The organism is Salipaludibacillus sp. CUR1 (assembly GCF_021028955.1).
Lineage (GTDB): Bacteria > Bacillota > Bacilli > Bacillales > Salisediminibacteriaceae > Salipaludibacillus.
In genome coordinates this window covers 301,399-320,118 of the sequence record NZ_JAIWPE010000094.1, presented here as the reverse complement: position 1 = coordinate 320,118, position 18,720 = coordinate 301,399, and the positions used below count along the sequence as shown (strand labels likewise).

Sequence of the window (18,720 nt, the reverse complement as noted above, 5' to 3'; positions counted from 1 at the left end):
TCAACCCTCCAATTCGAGCTGGAGTCTCTCCAACCCTTGCTCAAGGTCCAATGCAGTGGGTACTTCATCTAATACGATACCCATATCAATCAAAGTGATTGCAACGGCCGGCTGTATTCCAGTTAAAACAACTTTAGCTCCCATAAGATTGGACATATCCACCACGTCACCAAGAACTTTAGCAATAAATGAATCAATCATTTCAACAGAGGTCAAATCTATTACAACACCTCTTGAACCTTCTTCGTGGATTTTTCCTAATACATCTTCCTGGAACTGGAGTGCTGTCTGGTCATCCAGCTCCACTTGAACAGATATCAATAAATAGTCGTGTAGTTTCAGAATTGGAATTCGCAATGCCAGTTCCTCCTTTATTGCTCAATTTCTACTATTTGTCTCTTTGTTAGTTCCAGTGCAGACTCAATTCCTTTTTTCAGCGTGCTCTTAGTCGGAAACTTCCCTAAGTCGATGCCAAGGTTCACAATAGTCTGGGCGATTTCCGGTCTAATGCCTACAAGAATACACTTTGCTCCGACTAATCTGACTGCTTCAGATGCCTGTATGATATGATGCGCAACCATCGTATCTACGACCGGCACCCCTGTAATATCTATTAAAACAACTTGAGAACGGTGTTCAATCACACCATCAAGAAGATTTTCCATAATGAGTTTTGCCCGCTCCGTATCAATTGTACCAATTAAAGGCATAACGCTGATATTATCAAATACTGGAATCAATGGGGCTGACAATTCTTTTAACGCCATTTTTTGTAAAAATACCGTGTTTTCCCACGATCCTGAATACTGATTAACTAGCAAATTAACAATTCCGTCAATCCAGTCTTCAATTTCCTGGAAAAATTCAATGCTCTTACAGTAGTTGTCCGAGGTTTCCGATAACGTTTCTATAGTAATTTTTCGGAACTCCTGCAGGCCCCGCGTTATATAATTCAAAGGCCATCCTAACTGAATGAGGCGCTCTGCAAACTGAATCAGTTCATCGTGATCGCCTCCATCTTCGGTCTGAACTGTTAAGATAAGTTTATTTACAAATTCCCTGTTTGTATTTTCATACATCGTATCTGTAATATTCTGAAGTGAATCATCTGTTCTGAATTTATTAATCTCTTTTTGCCATTCTTCCATAATTTCTATTTTATGTTCTAAAATTATGTCCCGAATAAATGGTTTCATTCTGTCTTCCTCCATTTTAAGCTGTAATGATCTTATTATTTCATTGATTTAGACAGATTGCAATGAAAGAGGGGCTTCCAGATTTTCTGTAACCGTTATTTAACAAAGCAAATGTGAAGGGGGACAGGGGATAACAATTAATTCCACTCTTGTTTATTTATAGTGTGGCTGAATGACACGCAACTAAGCAGGAGAGCCGGCAAAAGAGTCATAAACAGAAAAAGCCGCTTTTCAAATTTAAAAAGCAGCTTTCCCAAGATGATATTAAAAGTCAATCAAACCTATACTGATATTTAGTGCATCATTCACTTTCAACATCATATCATCATCAAGATGAGTAATTTTATCTGTTAACCTTTGTTTATCAATTGTCCGGACCTGTTCCAGTAATATGACTGAATCACGGTCAAATCCGTACCGTTTTGCGTTAATTTCTACATGTGTCGGCAGCTTAGCCTTTTGGATCTGAGCAGTGATGGCTGCTACTATGACTGTAGGACTAAACCGGTTCCCTATATCATTTTGAATAATTAATACAGGTCTGACCCCGCCTTGTTCTGACCCGACTACAGGTGAAAGGTCTGCAAAATAAACGTCACCGCGCTTTACTATCAATCCCTTACACCCCGCTAACCAGGCGATCCACCGTGCTTTCAGCCTCCTCCTCCGCTAAAAAGGACTCGGTTGCAATATTTAAATTAATCTTCGCCATCTCCATATACCCTTGTTCCATTGTCTCACGGATTTGCTGTTTCTTCTGTTCCTGCACATAAATCTTCGTAGCTTTCTGAATAACGTCGCAGCGGTTGATGTCTGCTCCTTCAGTTAGTGCATCAAGTTCATTGACTAAATGTTGTGGTAAATTAACCATAATCTTTTTTGTGTTATCCATAGACACAAAAACACCTCCACACAGCTATCGACCGATTTTTTATCCATTATTATCATATCACTTGCATTAGGCCATTGCAAAGTGACTTTTAAATTCTTTTATGATTAATTCGCCAAAAATCGGGAAAAACCTTTCTTTTAGAAAATATTATTGTGAACTTTTAATATTTCATTATTCTTTTCGATAGCCCTTGGTACACGGTAGCTGATAATACACGGAATTTCATAATTAATTGTTTGAAGGCGTCTTGCTACTTCATCTACGGAGAGGAATGCCCCTCCATTTCTTCCAATCAGGGTGACCTGAGTCCCTTCTTTAACTGGTTCAGTTAATCTGATCATCATTTGATCCATGCAAATCCGCCCTACAATCTTTGCCCTTTTGCCATTAACAAGCACATCCCCTGACTGGTTCGCGCGGATCCAGCCGTCAGCATAGCCGATAGGAACAGTAGCAATCCATTCCTCACCCTCAGTTTCATAAGTAACTCCGTAACTCAGCCCTTCACCTTTGGGAAGCTTTTTAATATGAGTAATACGGCTGTGCAGAGAAAAAGCTTCTTTCAACGGTACGTTGACCAAATCTTTAATCGCTTCAGACGGTGACAGCCCGTACATTGCAATACCTACACGGACAAGATTGTAGCACTGTGTCCCAAACCGGAGCGCCGCCGCACTGTTTCCGCAGTGTTTAAGCTTAACTTCCTCCCCGTATAACTCTTCAAATTCCTTAATCATATGCGAAAACCGCTGCTGCTGTTTCTCATAATAGGAAAGATCTATTTCATCGGCAGTCGCTAAATGGGTATATAAACCTTCCACCTTAAAGTTAGGAGCGGCCTGAAAGCTTTTAATCAATTCCTCTTTTTCCTCCCGAGTCCTCAGGCCAATTCTGCCCATGCCGGAGTCAAACTTAATATGGCACGTTACTTCGTCTCCCTCCGAAAGATATCCGGCAGCTCTGTCCAGCCACTCTTTTTGGAAAATGGTAATTGTAATATCCAGCTCGGCCGCTTTCTGAACATCTTCAGGACGAATTAATCCAAGCACTAATAACGGGGCATCCACCCCCGCCTTCCTCAAAGCAATGGCTTCATCAAGAATAGCCACCCCCAGGTATGTCGCCCCAGCGCTCAATGCTTCCCGGGCGACCTCTTCTGCCCCATGCCCGTAGGCGTTGGCTTTAACTACCGCCATCACTTCAACGTCCTGAGGTAAATTATCCTTTATATTTTTAACATTCTCTGAAATAGCATTTAAGTTAATTTCAGCCCACGTATCTCTGTAAAAAGGGTGTAAATGTGTCACTCTCGCTTCCTCCAATAACAATACTTATATCACTTTCAGTTTCTGTTTTAATATTATCGCACAACTTACCAATGTCAATTGGATAAAAGAATGAAACTGAAAATAGAAAAAACGCACGGAAAGCATTTCAGGCTTCCATGCGTTCATTATTTATTTTTCATGCGTTCCATAGACACTCCGGGCTACAGCCATCAAGTCCTCTTTTTCCATATATTGAGATATAAGGAAAAAGTCTGTGCCTTCATATGACCAGGAAACTGATTTGTTTTCACCGTCCTGCGTGAAAACACCGACTGCCATTCCTAAATCAACAGGTTCCCCTTCTGACATTTTAACAGGTGTACTCGCTTCCATGACCCGGCTTCCCTGTTGGATTAGCGTAAACGGCTGGTCTCCTTCATAGCTCAGGATGACCCTTTTCCCATTATCTGAAACAACCTCTTCTGAATGAGAAAACTGGGTGCCCTGCGGCTCATACATCGGATAGAAGACTGTAAACTCTTTATCTGTCTCTTCCTCTTCTTCCAGCATGGCAGGCACATCCATTTGCAGCTGGGCTGCCGTCATATTGCGGTCCATATCAAAATCGCCTTCTGAGAAATCTGCGTTCAGCTGGAAGTCATCAAACAGCACTTCAGCCAGAACATTCAGTTCAACATCCATAACCTTTACTGAAGCAGGAGTTAAGTCTTTCTTACGCAGCATTATCTCCTGCTGGTTTAAATTTTTATTCGTATAAGTGGTATTAGTCTGGAACGTATAATGATCTTCTGTCGCTGTAAAAACCCGTTCAGGATCCATCAAAATATCATTCATTAAGGATTCATACAAGTAAACCTGGCTGTTGTTCTCAGGCCAGTCACTCTGGAATCTGAAGCTTTTATTCAGGGCCGGGGTAAGTACAAAAACCCCTTCCTCATTCCGCAAAATAATCTGATTCTGGTCTTTTTCAGTATGGCTTAATGCTACCCTGTAAAAAGAAGGGTTTTTGTACCACACTTCAACTTCGTACACCTGCGGTTCTTCACCTGTCTGCAGCGTCATGGTAGCCTGCGTCTTGTACCCTGTCAGTTCGTCGAGTGTTCTCTCTAAATCCTCTATAACGTCTTCCTGGCTTTTTTCTCCACACGCTGTAAGAAGGCCGGTCAGAGCAGCCAATAAGATAAGCAAGGAAATGATTTTTTTCATTTACTCAACCCCTCTGTGTCATTTCGACGACAAAGGAGGGGAATATCATGCAGTCAGTAACGGGATGAACGAATGACCTCGGGCAGCATTTGAATGAGATCTGAAGCATTTACACTGAAAAGATCATGAGTTTCCAGGATTTTGTCCGCCAGTTTACCATGGATATATACAGCATTACAGAGAGCATGAATGGCTGAATGAGGCTGAAGAAGAAACGCAAGGATAATTCCTGTCAGCACATCTCCAGAACCGCCTTTAGCAAGGGCCGCATTGCCTGTCGTATTCACCCACTGGCTTCCGTCAGGAGAAGAAACAATCGTAAAGGGGCCTTTAAGCACCACGTATACATTGTATGCCGCGGCAAACTCCCGGGCCACTTCAAACCGGCGCTTTTCCACTTCTTTAACTGTTAAACCGGTAAGCCGTGCCATTTCCCCCGGATGAGGGGTAATGACAGTCGGGTCCGGCCGGGGGTTCGCTGCCCAGTCAGAAAGCTCTTCTGCCATATGAAACAGGCCATCGGCATCAATAACGAGAGGACCTTCAAAACTGTGTAGATGCTTGAACAGCGGAAGGTGGTTCCCCCTTCCAAGTCCCGGCCCCAGCGCCAGTCCATTAAACTGGCTTAGATCCATATCTTTATAGAGAGCTTTTTCTGTTATTTCTCCCTGATCTTCACTTAACCTGCGAAACATCGCCTCAGTCATTTTCTGTGCAACAATCGGGTGTATTGATTCCGGCACGCCTAACGTTACAAGCCCTGCCCCAGCCCGCAGGCAGGCTTCCCCCGTCAAAACAGGAGCGCCGGTCATGGACAGTGAGCCTCCAATCACTAAAGCACGGCCTGCTTTTCCTTTATGAGCACTCGTTTCTCTCCCTGCTAAAGTACATTTCACCTGCTCCTCTGTAATTAATTTCCGGGAAGGCGCAACCTCTTTAAAAGCCTTTTTGGGAATCCCGATATCCACGATATGAAGCTCTCCAAAAAAGTCGGCTTCAGGATATAAATAAGAAGTCAGCTTAGGCGCCTGAAGGGTAATGGTATAATCCGCCCTTACAGCTTCATTGACTTCCGCCCCTTCGCTGGACGGAAGACCGCTTGGTATGTCCACTGAGATAACCTGGCTTTCAGAGGCGTTGACCCGCTTAATAATTTCCTTATAAGGAGGCTTTAAATCGCCTTTGATCCCGGTTCCCAGCAAAGCATCAATGATTACTCCGCCTTGGCCCGCCTTCTCATAAAAAACAGCCTGCTCCTTTTCATAGGAATGGAAAGTGTACCCGCATTGTGTGTAAATTTCCATATGTTTTCTGGCTGTCCCTTTAATCCTGTTTACAGGTGGGATTACCCAGGCCTCTGTGTCGAAACCTTTCTCCTTCAGAAGCCTGGCGATAACAAAACCATCCCCTCCGTTATTACCGGCTCCAATGAGCACCGTGATTGTTTCTCTTCCGGTTAAAATTAAGGAAAAGTGGCGCACAAATGCCTGACCCGCATTTTCCATCAGTGTCTCTTCATTCAAACCGATATGATCCATGGTATAGCGATCAATTTGGTGCATTTCGTCACCCGTTACCACGTACATGTTTGTCCCTCCCATCCGCATTAACACTATATGAGGTCGTCCACAACATTATGCTGATTAGATAGAGCAGCTACATTCTATTTTCAATAACCACTTGTGCAGCAGCGTATTCATTCGTATGAGTAATAGACAAATGAATAACCATAGGTTTTTTATTATCTTTTAAATTCACTAATTCAGGTTTGCCTTTTTCATTTGAAAGAATTTCAATATCCTGAAAAGACACATCTTTTCCTATTCCGCAGCCGAGAGCCTTGGCATAAGCTTCCTTGGCAGCAAATCTGCCTGCAAGGAATTCTATTTTCCTTTTGTCTGAAAATGATTTGAAAAGGTCTTTCTCTTTTCCCGTTAATATCCTGTCCGCAAACCCTGCATTGTTTGTATATGCCCTGGCGATCCGATCCAGGCTTACCACATCTAATCCAATTCCCTGTATCATATTTCCACCTCTTTTTATCATCATAACATCCGGGAACGTTTAAGAATGCTCCTCTTTCCTGTAACGGAACAAATTCTTAACAATAGGCTTGCAATTAAAACATATGATAAAATAAATAAGACTTAAACAGAAGAGGTGTTCAGTCTATGTTTATTCGAAACGAAAGTTTTGAAAGTTTTATAAAGTCCTATAAAGTAATTACCAGCCTGGTTGCCATAAATATATTTTTCTATATATGGATCTACTGGTTCCCTTTTTTAGGCGGAGCAGAGATCCGTTATCTCGGAATCGGCAACAACATCATGATTTCCATGGGAGAATACTGGCGGCTGGTCACTCCAATTTTTCTCCATGGCGGGCTCATGCATATGGCTTTTAATTCCTTTTCGCTCGTCTTATTCGGGCCCGCACTCGAATCTTTGTTAGGGTGGAAAAGGTTCCTGGCAGCCTACCTTGCTACAGGAATTCTTGCGAATATTGCCTATTTTTTCTTAGGAAATCCAATAGTCAGCCACCTTGGCGCCTCCGGAGCGGTATTTGGTTTATTCGGAATTTATGTTTATATGGTTGTCTTCCGGAAAGACCTGATTAACCGAATGAATTCCCAGTTGATTATGACGATTGTGGTACTCGGGGTCATCATGACATTTATCAATCCGGGAATTAATATACTCGCTCATTTATTCGGACTTATTTCCGGGGCGGCTCTTGCTCCTCTGATTCTGGCGAATGTCAGGTTTTATCACCAGCAAACCAACGTTCATGATCCTGATGATATTGGTTTTGACCCTAACCGGTGGGCCAAACGCGCCAACCGGAAGCAGCGGTACCTTATTTACAGCATTGCCGGTTTTATCGGAATGATTCTGTTTTTCTACCTCGTCTCGACATTTTTACTTTAAAAAAAGATTGATTTAAATATATACAGAGGAAGCTTTCAGCTTACTTTCCTGCAGAGAATGAACCGCCAAGACGGGTTGAGCATGATTGGAGGGGAAATCAAGGACGAACATTAATTTTATGAGACATGTTATAACGTGGGTTACTTTTAGTTTTACCCGTTATTCAATAGCCTCAGCTTTTCTTGATTGAAGGACAGAGGGCGGCGACGCCACAGGGAGTAAGCGCAGTCTGAAGATCCAATTCAACGAAGCTCCAGGCTGAGTTGAATTTAGCTGAAGACAAGCCCCTGGGCAAGCGTCCGCCTGGCGGACTGAAATGACTGCTTTTCTCAAAAATAACAGCCGAACAAAATTCGAGAATTTTGTTCGGCTTTGTTTATGATTACTATTTTTTTGTCCCAGACTCTTTAATATTTCCTCAGCAGATAATGAAGCGGAATGATGGAGACTAATACAATTAACAGTGCTCCTGGTGCTGCCTGATGGTACAGCGCTTCTGAAGCTTCGTAATAAACTCTTACAGCCAGCGTATCAAAACCTGGCGGACGAAGCATTAAGGTGGCCGGGAGTTCTTTAATTGAGCTTACAAACACAAGAGCCCCGCCTGCGAGAATACCAGGGAGAATCGTTGGTATAATCACTTTAATCATCACTTTCCAGGCAGGATAGCCTAAGCTTCGTGCCGCTTCATCCATCCTGGGTGAGACAAGGCTCAACGACGCTTCACCGGACTGCATAGCCTGAGGCAGGAACCTGACTACAAAAGCAATAGCTATCATATAAAACGTGTTATATAAAGCAGGAATGTGATTATTAAAAATAAAGACCATTCCAAGCGCCACAATAACCCCCGGGAGGGCATAACCGGCATAACTCAGTTTATCGATCACCGTTGAAATAGCAGACGGATGCCGTGATTTAAGATAAATAATAGGCGTAGCCAGAACCATACATAATATAGCTGCAAGCCCGGATACTTTAATGCTGTTCCACGCAAAACCAAAGAACCTTGCATCTATTGTTCCAGCCGTTGCGCCAATCACAGTCCAATAGATAAGAACAGAGATTGGAAGAATAACAGCGACGGTGAAAACTCCTGCTACATACAGGACTGCGAGCGGCTTCCATTTTCCGAGAGACAGTGTATCAGGCTCTTTATATGTGTTGGAAGTCTGGTAGTATTTATTTTTCCGGCGTGTACGGGCTTCAATCCATAGAATAATAATTGTCAGCACAATCAGCACAAGGCTTAATACAGAAGCAGAAGGGATATCAAATCCAGCTCTCTGATAGTAAATCGCCGCTGTGAAGGTCACATAACGGAGCATAGCAATGGCCCCGAAGTCTGACAGTACATACAAAGAAATAAGAATGGCTCCCGCCCCAATCGCCGGGCGTAATAACGGCAGATTAACTTTGAAGAAAATCTGCGAAGTTGTCATCCCCTGAGACCTTGCTACTTCTTCAAAGTTCCGGTTCATTTTCCTTAGTGAAGCACTTGCTATAAGAAAGACATAAGGATAAGTAAAAAGGGTTAATACGGTAAATACACCCCAAAATGAATAAATATTGACAGGGTAACCGCCAAATAAATTATTAAGCCACGTTATTTCCTGCCAAAGATCACGGGCCCAGCCGCTTGGACCGAAAACAATAATGTAAGTGACTGCTCCTACGTATGGCGGAATAACAAGAGGCAATGCCATCATCCACTGCCACACTTTTTTTCCCGGCAAGTCTGTCCTGACCACGATCCAGGCAAGTGACACGCCGATCAGGACAGCTGAAAACGTAACCGCACCTGTTAAAGAAAGCGTATTCCAAAGAAGCCCTGGTATACGGTCCCCTAATAAACGCATCCAGCTGTCCGCGCCGGCAGACAAGGAACGCCATATCACATACAAGATCGGAACAGACATGACAAAAGCAACAAACAGCCCAATCAGGAGCAGCACAGGCCCAGGGGGATTCCCTTTCCATACATTCAGCCATTTCCTGTTAATAAAACGGAGAATGGCTGGGGACTTTTTATCCCCAACCTTGGCATACTGTTCTTTATTCTGTTTACTTTCCTGCTGTTTATCCTGCTTCATATGCCCTCTCCCACTAACTTATTATCTTAACTCCAAGTCCAATCCTGCATCTTCAATTAATGCCCGTGTATCCTGGAAGTAGTTCCCCAGTTCTTTCAGCGGCATATCCTGAACTTTCAATTCGCTGAACGGAACAGCTTCTTCGTAAGGAGGTTCAAGATCAGGATTGATAGGCACCTCTAATGAATCCCCTACAAAGGCAAGCTGATTCTCTTCTTCCAGCACCCATTCGATAAATGCCCGTGCGTTTTCATCGTTTGGCGCCCCAGATACAAGCCCTAGCCCGGCAGCATTTGCAATAGCTCCCATTTCACCTTCACCTTGGTCTGTGTAAATGAAGCCAACGTTATTATCGGTAGGCTCTTCAAGCTGCTGGTGGTAGTAATAGTTGTTTACCAGACCGAAAGCATGCTCGCCCGCTCCGACTGCACGGCGGATATCACCATGTCCTTCAAAAATTCCCGCTGCGTTTTCCTGGATTGAATTAATCCATTCAGTTGTTCTTTCATCTCCCCACTCATAACGCAAGGCAGATACGTTACCGATCATTCCGCCGTTCCCTCCGCGGGTAATGGCATAACCGTTTTCAACTTCTGCCCATTCCGGATCAAGCAGGTCTTCCATTTGTGTCGGCATTTCATCTTCAGAAATCATATCTTTATTGTAAATAAATCCTCGTGCCCGGGCTGAAATAGCAATCCATTCGTTATTTTCAGCGCGGAACTGCTCGTCGATTGATTCCACATTCTCCGGATCAAATCCTTCAAGAAGGTCTTGCTGGTTTAAGTACTCAAGGGCGCCCAGGTCGTTTGAAATAAACACATCTGCCTGTACGTTGCCCGCTTCTTCCTGAAGCTGAAGAGGATCTGCTTCGTGAAGAGCTCTCACTTCAACGCCTGTTTCTTCTGTAAATTTATCTAATAAAGCTTGTACAAATTGCTCATTACGTGCTGAGTATACTACAAGTTCCCCATCTAATTCCACTGCTTCCTCATTATTGTTTACATCGTTATTTTCATTCGCTGCATTCTCACCTGCATTGTCAGCCGTGTCATTATTCTCGTTGCCCCCGCACGCTGCTAAAATTCCGAGTGATAAAACGGCTAATAATAAAAACATAAGTACTTTTTTCATCGCTGATACCCCCGTTGTCTAAATTATATTATGTAGTTGAAAATGATTATCATTATCAACTACACTCAGTTTATATCCACTGAGAAAGATTGTCAATTAGTTTTTTCAATAAAAACTATTGACTTTTTCGTGTTAGTTTATAATAATTATTAATAAGTATTTATTATCGATTTTTTCGTATTACTGCGCCCAGTAAAAAAGCAACTACCCCAAAACCGGGATAGTTGCAAAAAATCTACTCTACCAGAGCGACCAGTTCGGGTTTTATATCAAATGACACAATCGTTCCAATCTCAACATCTTTTTCTACCGGCGCATAAATCAGCATCGGTTCTTCCGATAATTCCGGTTCGTTGTGCAGACGAACGTGAAGCTCCTGATATTCGCCACTGTATGTGACACGTTCTACCTGTCCGCAATAGGCGCCTTCATCTGACAGGCTGCATCCTTCAGGACGGATAGACAATTTTACAGTATCAAGCCGTTCCTGCCATTCGTTAGGCAGTGTCACTTTACCTATGTGGGTATGAATATTCCTTAAATCGGTATCCATCGTCCCTGTAAGCAAATTGGTTTTACCGACAAACTGGGCGACAAAGCAGTTTTTAGGACACCTGTACATTTCTTTCGGTGCTGCGATCTGCTGAATAAGGCCGTCTTTCATCACAACTACCCTGTCTGACACCGCGAAGGCGTCTTTTTGGTCATGAGTAACGATAATGGCTGTCGTATTGGTCTTTCTTAATATATTTGTTACATCGAATCTCATTTTCTCGCGAAGGCCGGCATCCAGGTTACTGAAAGGTTCATCCATAAGGACAACGTTAGGCTTTGGTGCTAAAGCGCGCGCCAATGCCACCCTTTGCTGCTGGCCTCCTGAAAGCTGAGTCGGATATCTGCTTCCATAATCCTCTAAACCCACAAGTTCCAGCACTTCTTTCGCACGTTTTCTTTTCTCTCTTGCTCCCCATTTATTTAAACCAAACATAACATTTTTAAAAATAGTCATATGCGGAAAAAGAGCGTAATCCTGGAAAACCATTCCTATTCCTCTTTTTTCAGGTGGCAAAGAATGAACATCACTGAAAACTTCGTTATCACCTATTTGGATGGATCCATTTGTAGGGTTTTCAAATCCGGCAATCATACGTAAAGTTGTTGTTTTACCACATCCGCTCGGACCTAACAGAGTAATAATTTCACCCTTATTAATATTTAATTGTAAGTGATCCACTGCAGGCTTTTCTCCCCCCGCAAAGACCTTTGTGATATTTTCCAGCTGAATAAAGCTCATCGTTCCTACCTCCCGGAAATACTTGAATGGTCATCTTCATCTCATGGCTGAACGTTTATATATTACTAGATTAGAATGATTAAAAATTAGTTGAGAATGATTTTCATTATAAGTGAATTATAGCACACCATTTTTTTTAGCGTCAATGTTGTTCAAAACACTGTCATAAATATTTGCAAACCTTTTCATTTAATAAATTTAAATGTTGACTTTATAAATAAAACTGTGTATAAGATCCTCTCTTAAATACTATTGCCACAGTGTTAAAAGTATTTGTTAAACTTTTCACTAATTCTTCACAATTTGCTTTTCATCACACTCATTCATTCTTATATGATAGAAATGACACGGAGTAAAAAATTATGTAAATTTCTGCGGGAGGGGATCTCATGAGCCGGACTGTGCTGAAAACTCAGCAGCATCAGCAGCTTAAACAGGAAGATCATTCATCTTTAAAAGGGACACTAGTCTTCGTTATGTTTGTAGGTGCTTTTATTTTCGTTTCATGGTTTGCAGTTTTCTATCTATTCTTAATTAGAACTTAACTTTCAGAGGGGGGAGTACGGGGATGCATTTACACAAATATGAAAAAATCTGGTTAACCTTTGGTATAGGGTCACTTGTCTTGTTTCTTGCCGTTTTAGGCGTGGCCGCTTTTGCATTTGGCCAGCAGCCGCCCAGCCATATGGCTTCTGTAGATTCTCAAAACCTTGAAGATACCGTTTTTGCAGAACCAGGCCTGGATCAGATCAATGAAGATACGTATCGGGCACGGATCGTGGCTTTGACTTATGGCTACAGCCCGGACACCATTGAAATACCTGCTGGTTCTACGGTAATTTTTGAGGTGACAAGCCAGGATGTCGTTCACAGTTTTACCATTCCAGGGACAAACGTCAATATGATGATAACACCAGGGCACGTTAATATGACTGAACATACCTTTACAGAACCTGGGGAATATTTAGTGATCTGTAATGAATATTGCGGCACAGGCCATCATTATATGCAAATGAAAATTGAGGTGACACCGTAATGTTACAATCTAATTTAGCTTATAAACTGCCATTAACAGAAGAACCTGCCCATGTGGCTTCCAAAGATGCAAAATTATCGTTTGTCCACGTGGTGGTCGCATTTTTTGCTTTTCTTATCGGTATTCTCGGCGGACTGCTTCAGGGGCTTGCACGCGGCGGCATAATCGAACTCCCCGCTTGGCTTGGCTACTATCAGATACTCACTGCTCATGGCGTATTATTAGCACTTGTTTTTACTACTTATTTAATTTTCGGCTTCTTTTTTGCAGGTATGAGCAGAACACACGGGGCTTTTTCTGACCGCCTGCGGAAAATGGGATGGGCTGGGTTTATCATTACGACCATTGGTACACTGATGGCCGCCTCCATGATCATTGCGAATGAAGCCTCTGTTTTATATACTTTTTACGCTCCTTTACAGGCTCACTATATTTTTTACAGCGGTCTGGCTCTCTTTGTTGTTGGAACCTGGGTGGCTGGAGCAGCTATTATGGCACACTATTTCCAATGGAAAAAAGAGCATCCAGGTGAACCTACGCCGCTTTTCGGCTTTATGGCCACTGCCACACTCATTTTATGGGTTGTCGCAGGGTTGGGTGTAGCAGCGACAGTACTGGGACAAATGCTGCCATGGGCTTTAGGCATGACCGATGAAATTAACGTCCTGTTAAGCAGAACGCTTTTCTGGTATTTCGGCCATCCGCTCGTTTATTTCTGGATTATGCCTGCTTACATGGTCTGGTATCTGGTTATACCTAAAGTAATAGGCGGCAGGCTTTTCAGCGGATCTCTTGCTCGTCTTGCATTTATTCTGTTTCTATTGTTCTCTATTCCTGTCGGCTTTCACCATCAGCTGATGGAGGCCGGAATTACAGAGTTCTGGAAGTATATTCAGACGGTCCTGACGTTTGTGGTAGTGGTGCCGTCCTTACTGACTGCTTTCTCTATTTTTGCCACTTTTGAACAAACCGGCCGGGAGCAGGGCGGAAAAGGATTGTTCAGCTGGATTAAAAAACTCCCGTGGGGAGATGTCAGGTTTTTTGCCCCGTTTATGGGAATGCTCGTATTTATTCCTGCGGGCGCAGGCGGTTTAATTAATGCCAGTTTTCAGCTTAATGCTGTCGTGCATAACACTTTGTGGGTTGTCGGCCACTTCCATTTAACGGTGGGCACAACTGTCATCCTGACTTTCTTCGGAATGGCCTTCTGGCTGATCCCTGTCATAACAGGGCGCCGTCTGACAAAGTCTATGAACCGGTCCGGAATGGTAACTACCTGGCTTTGGACGATCGGTATGTTCCTCATGTCGGGGGCGATGCATATTCTGGGTCTATTTGGCGCTCCAAGACGGACAGCTTATACAACATATCAGGACCACCCACAGGCTATGTCGTGGTTTGAAGGGATATTTGCCAGCCATATCACCGTTGCTATCGGCGGCGTCATTCTAACAGCAGCTGGAATTCTCATGTTTTACAACTTTATCTATTTAGCATGGTTCGCTCCTAAGGGTGAGACTGAATTCCCAATGACTCCAGACCCGGACGACACGCCGCATACTCCGGCACTCCTGGAAAACTGGAAATTGTGGATCGGTATTGCTGTCGTATTAATTTTGTTTGCATACACAATTCCAATTTACGATATGATTGTCAATGCACCGCCAGGGTCTCCTGCTTTTAATAATTTAATAAGATAAAATGATAAAGCCGCTGTTTGAGTGATATACTCAGAACAGCGGCTTTTTTTGATGTCCAATTGCCATTTAGTTGAATATATTTATAAAAATATTAACTCCCCGCCGTTAACTGGTATGGTTGAAAGCTCAAGAAAGGGTGTTTCTCTATGGATACTGACAAACTGACTGTTTTAACTATAAAGTATTTAAAAGACAATAAGAAAAGAGCTTTACAGGAAATAACCGAAGAGTTGCACCCGTACGATCTTGCAGAGCTTTATAAAGCGCTTCCGGAAAAGCACCATTTTAAATTCCTTACCTTTATTACTTCCAAAGATATAGCGGATTTAATGATGGAACTGGATGCCGACATGCAGCAGGAAGTTCTTCAGAAGCTGGGGATTGAAAAGTCATCTAAAATTATGGATATTATGGATAATGACGACCTGGCAGATCTACTCGGTGAAATATCCCAGGAAAAACTGGACGAATACTTATCAGCTATGGAAAAAGATGAGTCAAGAACCGTCCAGCAGCTGATGAGTTACCCGCCGGAAACAGCAGGCGGTATTATGACTAATGAATTTGTCTGGATCCGTGATTATTATACCGTCCGGGAAGCCGTTGATAAATTTAAAAGTTTTGCTGAATTCACAAGGAACATTTATTATCTGTATGTCATTGATGAGAATCAAAAACTCGTTGGTGTGGTCTCGTACCGGGATCTTTTACTGGCTGATATGAACGAAAAAATATATGACATTATGTTTAACAGGGTAATCTCTGTGACTACGGAGACTGACCAGGAGGACGTCGCCCAGCTCATTCAGAGGTATGACTTCCTTGCTGTTCCCGTCGTTGATGATAAAAATGTGCTAAAAGGAATTGTAACAGTCGATGACATTATCGATGTGTTTATTGAAGAAGCACAGGAAGATATTGAAAAATTATCGGCTTCAGGGAAAGATATTGACTTTCAGACGAAAGCCTATGTCGCTTCATACCGAAGGCTCCCATGGCTCATTCTTCTCCTGTTTATCGGCCTTATTTCAGGAGGCATATTAGACAGCTTTGAGAATACTCTTGAACAAGTGGTGGCTCTCATATTCTTTATGCCGATGATTGCGGGTATGACCGGAAATACCGGGACACAGTCGCTTGCAGTCGTTGTCCGCGGGCTTGTAACCAATGAGACTGACCGCAAAACTATTCTTCAGCTCATATGGCGGGAATTTAAAGTAGGTATTATTATCGGGGTTGTGTGCGGCATACTCGTGTTCCTGGTAGCGACTGTCTGGCAGTCCATTATGTTTGGCGTCGTAGTAGGGGTCAGCCTTCTTGCTACGCTTATTATTGGGACCATGGCCGGCACCGTTATCCCCCTCGTTTTATACCGCCTCGGGCTTGACCCTGCTGTTGCTTCAGGTCCGTTAATTACAACTTTAAACGACATTTTTTCATTGTTAATCTACTTCGGCATTGCGACGAGTATGATGCACCTGCTTATTTGAAAAAGAAAAGCCATTCATGGAAGCTGCAATTTCCACGAATGGCTTTTCTCAATTCTTAAACTTTTTCTACAACATAAGCTTTCTTTTCCCTGAAGTATTTTTCGCCGTCTTCCATTGAGTGCTCAAAAAAACCGGTAAATTCATGCATCACTTTATATTCCCGTTCCGGCTCAGTGAACAGCTGATTATCATTGGAAGACAGCAGCACCGCATCGGTAGATGATATGAAGCTGTCCAGATCCTTTGCAAGATAATGCTGGCCTGGTTTTAAAGTATTCAGTCCTGGTTTTGACATCGTATCACCCTCCTGTGTAAATCGGGTTCCCACGTATTCCCGGAACTAAACGTATTTTTAGAAAAGCGTCCGAATAACAGGGCTCTCGGCCGTCTTTCCAAACAAAAACCGAACGTTAGTAACTCTGGAACGTCCGGTCAAATAATTCTATTAATCTGTTAAAGAAGTTTTTCGCCAAAGAGAGAACCGACGAGTCCCACCGCAGCCTCGGCCGTCTGATTTTTATTATCCAGGATAGGATTAACTTCTACAAATTCAGCTGAAGTAATAATATTTTTCTCTGCAAGCATTTCCATTGCCAAGTGGGTTTCCCGGTAACTTGGTCCGCCAATGACTGGTGTGCCGACCCCAGGAGCATCATGCGGGTCAAGCGCATCAAGGTCCAGACTGAGGTGTACTGCATCGGTGTTCTTCGAGACATGCTCAATCGCTTCTTCCATCACTTTACTCATGCCCATTCGATCAATCTCATGCATCGTGTACACTTTAATGCCTTTTTCTTTAATAAGCTTTCTTTCTCCCTCATCGAGAGAACGGGCCCCGATAATCACCACATTCTCAGGTTTAATTTTCGGCGCGTATCCGCCTATTTCAGTAAGTAAAGGATGGCCTATACCTAAACTGACTGCAAGCGGCATACCATGGATATTTCCTGAAGGAGAGGTTTCACCTGTGTTTAAATCCCCGTGCGCATCATACCAGATAACTCCGAGGTTATCTGCTTTATTTGCGACCCCCGCCAACGTTCCGATAGCTATACTGTGATCCCCCCCTAATATTAGCGGAAAATCCCCTTCGCCTATGACTTCAGACACTTTCTCTTCTAAACTTTGATTAGCCTCAACAACGACTTCCAGATCTTTTAGGTTATCTTCATTCTTGACGTCAAGCTGAGGCGGGCGGCCGATATCAATGTTTCCCCGGTCTTTTACTTCATATCCTAAATTTTTCAGGCGTTCTTCTATCCCGGCATAACGGATCACACTGGGACCCATGTCCACACCACGGCGGTTCTGCCCCAAATCCATAGGGACGCCTATAATCGAAATTTTACTATTCAACCCTTCCACCTCTTCTTAAAAATAATGCTTTTATTTTGACAGCAGCCCTTTAATTGCAAAGGTCACGTTTTGAGGGCGTTCCGCCAGACGACGCATAAAGTATCCGTACCAGTCTTCGCCAAAAGGCACGTAAACTCTCATTTTATAGCCTTCTTTTGCTATTTCATTCTGGAGTTCACTTCTGAACCCGTAAAGCATCTGAAATTCAAACTGGTCTTTGCTTATGCCGTTTTCTTTTGCAAATGCTTTGACCTGGTCTATTATTTGATGGTCATGCGTCGCAATAGCAGCATAGCTGCCATTTAACAGATGAGTTTTTATAATATTAAAATAATTACGGTCAACCTCAGCCTGCTTCTGGTAAGCCACTTCAGGTGATTCTTTGTAAGCCCCTTTGATCAGCCGGATATTAGTCCCTTTAAGTTCACGAAGGTCTTTATCTGCCCGGTAAAGGTAAGCTTGAATGGCAGTTCCAACATTATCAAACCGCCGGCGCAGTTCATGTAAAAGCTCTAATGTTGCATCTAAATGGGAATAGTCCTCCATATCTATACGGACAAAATTTCCGTGTTTCTCAGCTGTTTCAAGAATCCTCATCATGTTGTCACGGCACAAATTACGGTCAACATCAAGCCCGAGTTGAGTAAGCTTCAAAGATAAATTACAATCCACTCCTGTTTCAGCAATCGCCTCCAGCGTTCTGACGCAGTATTCAGCAGATTCAATTGCTTCTTCCCGGTTATAAACAAATTCGCCTAAATGGTCAACGGTGCAAGTCAGCCCGCGTTCATTTAATTTGCTTACGGTTTTCATTGCTTCATCAATTGTTTCGCCTGCGATCACTGACTTTGCACCAAGCTTAGGGCCCCACTTCGTTGCTTTCGTTTTTACAAATTTGTTTTGGGACAAAAACAGGAAGAAATTTCTTGTAATCATCTCCAATCAACCCCTTTCTTTTCTCCAGATTCAGCCAAATTAAACTCATGATTTATAGAGGCTCATCCCAACCGTCCCGTGCAACTATGTGAAAAAAGAGGAAGCCCCGCCTAAACGAAGTCCCCTCTTTTCTTGAGATTTCTCCTCTTAACAGGTGCGGTTCCAGTGCTG

At 43.0% G+C, this 18,720-nt stretch carries 19 protein-coding genes; 5 read left to right on the top strand and 14 right to left on the bottom strand.

Annotated features, from left to right (window positions below):
• The 8 genes from K8O68_RS17295 to acpS form a co-directional block, all read right to left on the bottom strand.
• Window positions 1–357: an STAS domain-containing protein gene (locus K8O68_RS17295; protein WP_093055067.1), complete on the bottom strand. Its 357-nt coding sequence runs from the start codon at window positions 355–357 to the stop codon at window positions 1–3.
• A gap of 14 nt (window positions 358–371) precedes the next feature.
• Window positions 372–1,196, bottom strand: coding sequence for an RsbT co-antagonist protein RsbRA (locus tag K8O68_RS17290; protein ID WP_230898041.1), 825 nt, complete (start codon window positions 1,194–1,196; stop codon window positions 372–374).
• A gap of 264 nt (window positions 1,197–1,460) precedes the next feature.
• On the bottom strand, window positions 1,461–1,811 hold the full coding sequence (locus tag K8O68_RS17285; protein ID WP_093055071.1) for a type II toxin-antitoxin system PemK/MazF family toxin: 351 nt from the start codon (window positions 1,809–1,811) through the stop codon (window positions 1,461–1,463).
• A 4-nt stretch (window positions 1,812–1,815) separates the two neighbouring features.
• Window positions 1,816–2,088 carry an antitoxin gene (locus tag K8O68_RS17280; protein ID WP_177174426.1) on the bottom strand — a complete coding sequence of 91 codons (273 nt, stop codon included), beginning with the start codon at window positions 2,086–2,088 and terminating at the stop codon, window positions 1,816–1,818.
• A gap of 137 nt (window positions 2,089–2,225) precedes the next feature.
• Complete coding sequence (alr, locus tag K8O68_RS17275) at window positions 2,226–3,395, bottom strand: alanine racemase (protein ID WP_230898040.1); 1,170 nt, start codon at window positions 3,393–3,395, stop codon at window positions 2,226–2,228.
• A gap of 150 nt (window positions 3,396–3,545) precedes the next feature.
• A complete protein-coding gene (locus K8O68_RS17270; protein WP_230898039.1) occupies window positions 3,546–4,583 on the bottom strand; it encodes a LolA family protein in 1,038 nt (345 codons plus the stop codon).
• A gap of 53 nt (window positions 4,584–4,636) precedes the next feature.
• Window positions 4,637–6,169, bottom strand: coding sequence for an NAD(P)H-hydrate dehydratase (locus tag K8O68_RS17265; RefSeq protein WP_230898038.1), 1,533 nt, complete (start codon window positions 6,167–6,169; stop codon window positions 4,637–4,639).
• A gap of 70 nt (window positions 6,170–6,239) precedes the next feature.
• Window positions 6,240–6,608, bottom strand: a complete 369-nt coding sequence (acpS, locus tag K8O68_RS17260; RefSeq protein ID WP_230898037.1) for a holo-ACP synthase — start codon at window positions 6,606–6,608, stop codon at window positions 6,240–6,242.
• A gap of 146 nt (window positions 6,609–6,754) precedes the next feature.
• Here acpS and K8O68_RS17255 point away from each other — a divergent pair, with 146 nt between their 5' ends.
• Entirely contained in the window at window positions 6,755–7,510 is a 756-nt protein-coding gene (locus K8O68_RS17255) for a rhomboid family intramembrane serine protease (protein ID WP_230898036.1), read from the top strand.
• 407 nt (window positions 7,511–7,917) lie between these two features.
• Here K8O68_RS17255 and K8O68_RS17250 read toward each other — a convergent pair whose 3' ends face one another.
• From K8O68_RS17250 to K8O68_RS17240, 3 genes are all read right to left on the bottom strand, one after another.
• Complete coding sequence (locus tag K8O68_RS17250) at window positions 7,918–9,603, bottom strand: ABC transporter permease (RefSeq protein WP_230898035.1); 1,686 nt, start codon at window positions 9,601–9,603, stop codon at window positions 7,918–7,920.
• 21 nt (window positions 9,604–9,624) lie between these two features.
• On the bottom strand, window positions 9,625–10,737 hold the full coding sequence (locus K8O68_RS17245; RefSeq protein ID WP_230898034.1) for an extracellular solute-binding protein: 1,113 nt from the start codon (window positions 10,735–10,737) through the stop codon (window positions 9,625–9,627).
• Window positions 10,738–10,972: 235 nt separating this feature from the next.
• Window positions 10,973–12,031: an ABC transporter ATP-binding protein gene (locus tag K8O68_RS17240; RefSeq protein WP_230898033.1), complete on the bottom strand. Its 1,059-nt coding sequence runs from the start codon at window positions 12,029–12,031 to the stop codon at window positions 10,973–10,975.
• 389 nt (window positions 12,032–12,420) lie between these two features.
• Between K8O68_RS17240 and K8O68_RS17235 the strand changes: the two genes are divergently transcribed.
• From K8O68_RS17235 to mgtE, 4 genes are all read left to right on the top strand, one after another.
• Window positions 12,421–12,576 (top strand): cytochrome c oxidase subunit 2A, encoded by a 156-nt coding sequence (locus K8O68_RS17235; protein ID WP_230898032.1) that lies wholly within the window; start codon window positions 12,421–12,423, stop codon window positions 12,574–12,576.
• A 23-nt stretch (window positions 12,577–12,599) separates the two neighbouring features.
• Complete coding sequence (locus K8O68_RS17230; protein ID WP_230898031.1) at window positions 12,600–13,067, top strand: cytochrome c oxidase subunit II; 468 nt, start codon at window positions 12,600–12,602, stop codon at window positions 13,065–13,067.
• Window positions 13,067–14,767 (top strand): b(o/a)3-type cytochrome-c oxidase subunit 1, encoded by a 1,701-nt coding sequence (locus K8O68_RS17225; protein ID WP_230898030.1) that lies wholly within the window; start codon window positions 13,067–13,069, stop codon window positions 14,765–14,767. Before K8O68_RS17230 ends, K8O68_RS17225 begins: the two co-directional genes overlap by 1 nt.
• A gap of 146 nt (window positions 14,768–14,913) precedes the next feature.
• The gene (mgtE, locus tag K8O68_RS17220; RefSeq protein WP_230898029.1) at window positions 14,914–16,257 is read left to right on the top strand and encodes a magnesium transporter; all 1,344 of its coding nucleotides are present in this window, start codon (window positions 14,914–14,916) and stop codon (window positions 16,255–16,257) included.
• Window positions 16,258–16,312: 55 nt separating this feature from the next.
• Here mgtE and K8O68_RS17215 read toward each other — a convergent pair whose 3' ends face one another.
• From K8O68_RS17215 to K8O68_RS17205, 3 genes are all read right to left on the bottom strand, one after another.
• A complete protein-coding gene (locus K8O68_RS17215) occupies window positions 16,313–16,552 on the bottom strand; it encodes a hypothetical protein (RefSeq protein ID WP_230898028.1) in 240 nt (79 codons plus the stop codon).
• A 158-nt stretch (window positions 16,553–16,710) separates the two neighbouring features.
• Window positions 16,711–17,613 (bottom strand): arginase, encoded by a 903-nt coding sequence (gene rocF / locus K8O68_RS17210; protein ID WP_230898027.1) that lies wholly within the window; start codon window positions 17,611–17,613, stop codon window positions 16,711–16,713.
• Between the two features lie 30 nt (window positions 17,614–17,643).
• The gene (locus tag K8O68_RS17205) at window positions 17,644–18,549 is read right to left on the bottom strand and encodes a proline dehydrogenase family protein (RefSeq protein ID WP_230898026.1); all 906 of its coding nucleotides are present in this window, start codon (window positions 18,547–18,549) and stop codon (window positions 17,644–17,646) included.
• Between the last annotated feature and the right edge of the window lie 171 nt (window positions 18,550–18,720).

Excerpts from the sequence above, each read along its gene's own strand:
- K8O68_RS17290 (WP_230898041.1), bottom strand. The coding sequence starts at position 1,196 with ATGAAACCATTTATTCGGGACATAATTTTAGAACATAAAATAGAAATT.
- K8O68_RS17225 (WP_230898030.1), top strand. The coding sequence starts at position 13,067 with ATGTTACAATCTAATTTAGCTTATAAACTGCCATTAACAGAAGAACCT.
- K8O68_RS17215 (WP_230898028.1), bottom strand. The coding sequence starts at position 16,552 with ATGTCAAAACCAGGACTGAATACTTTAAAACCAGGCCAGCATTATCTT.
- K8O68_RS17270 (WP_230898039.1), bottom strand. The coding sequence starts at position 4,583 with ATGAAAAAAATCATTTCCTTGCTTATCTTATTGGCTGCTCTGACCGGC.
- K8O68_RS17245 (WP_230898034.1), bottom strand. The coding sequence starts at position 10,737 with ATGAAAAAAGTACTTATGTTTTTATTATTAGCCGTTTTATCACTCGGA.
- acpS (WP_230898037.1), bottom strand. The coding sequence starts at position 6,608 with ATGATACAGGGAATTGGATTAGATGTGGTAAGCCTGGATCGGATCGCC.
- K8O68_RS17280 (WP_177174426.1), bottom strand. The coding sequence starts at position 2,088 with ATGGATAACACAAAAAAGATTATGGTTAATTTACCACAACATTTAGTC.
- K8O68_RS17250 (WP_230898035.1), bottom strand. The coding sequence starts at position 9,603 with ATGAAGCAGGATAAACAGCAGGAAAGTAAACAGAATAAAGAACAGTAT.
- K8O68_RS17230 (WP_230898031.1), top strand. The coding sequence starts at position 12,600 with ATGCATTTACACAAATATGAAAAAATCTGGTTAACCTTTGGTATAGGG.
- K8O68_RS17265 (WP_230898038.1), bottom strand. The coding sequence starts at position 6,169 with ATGTACGTGGTAACGGGTGACGAAATGCACCAAATTGATCGCTATACC.
- mgtE (WP_230898029.1), top strand. The coding sequence starts at position 14,914 with ATGGATACTGACAAACTGACTGTTTTAACTATAAAGTATTTAAAAGAC.
- K8O68_RS17255 (WP_230898036.1), top strand. The coding sequence starts at position 6,755 with ATGTTTATTCGAAACGAAAGTTTTGAAAGTTTTATAAAGTCCTATAAA.
- K8O68_RS17240 (WP_230898033.1), bottom strand. The coding sequence starts at position 12,031 with ATGAGCTTTATTCAGCTGGAAAATATCACAAAGGTCTTTGCGGGGGGA.
- K8O68_RS17205 (WP_230898026.1), bottom strand. The coding sequence starts at position 18,549 with ATGATTACAAGAAATTTCTTCCTGTTTTTGTCCCAAAACAAATTTGTA.
- K8O68_RS17235 (WP_230898032.1), top strand. The coding sequence starts at position 12,421 with ATGAGCCGGACTGTGCTGAAAACTCAGCAGCATCAGCAGCTTAAACAG.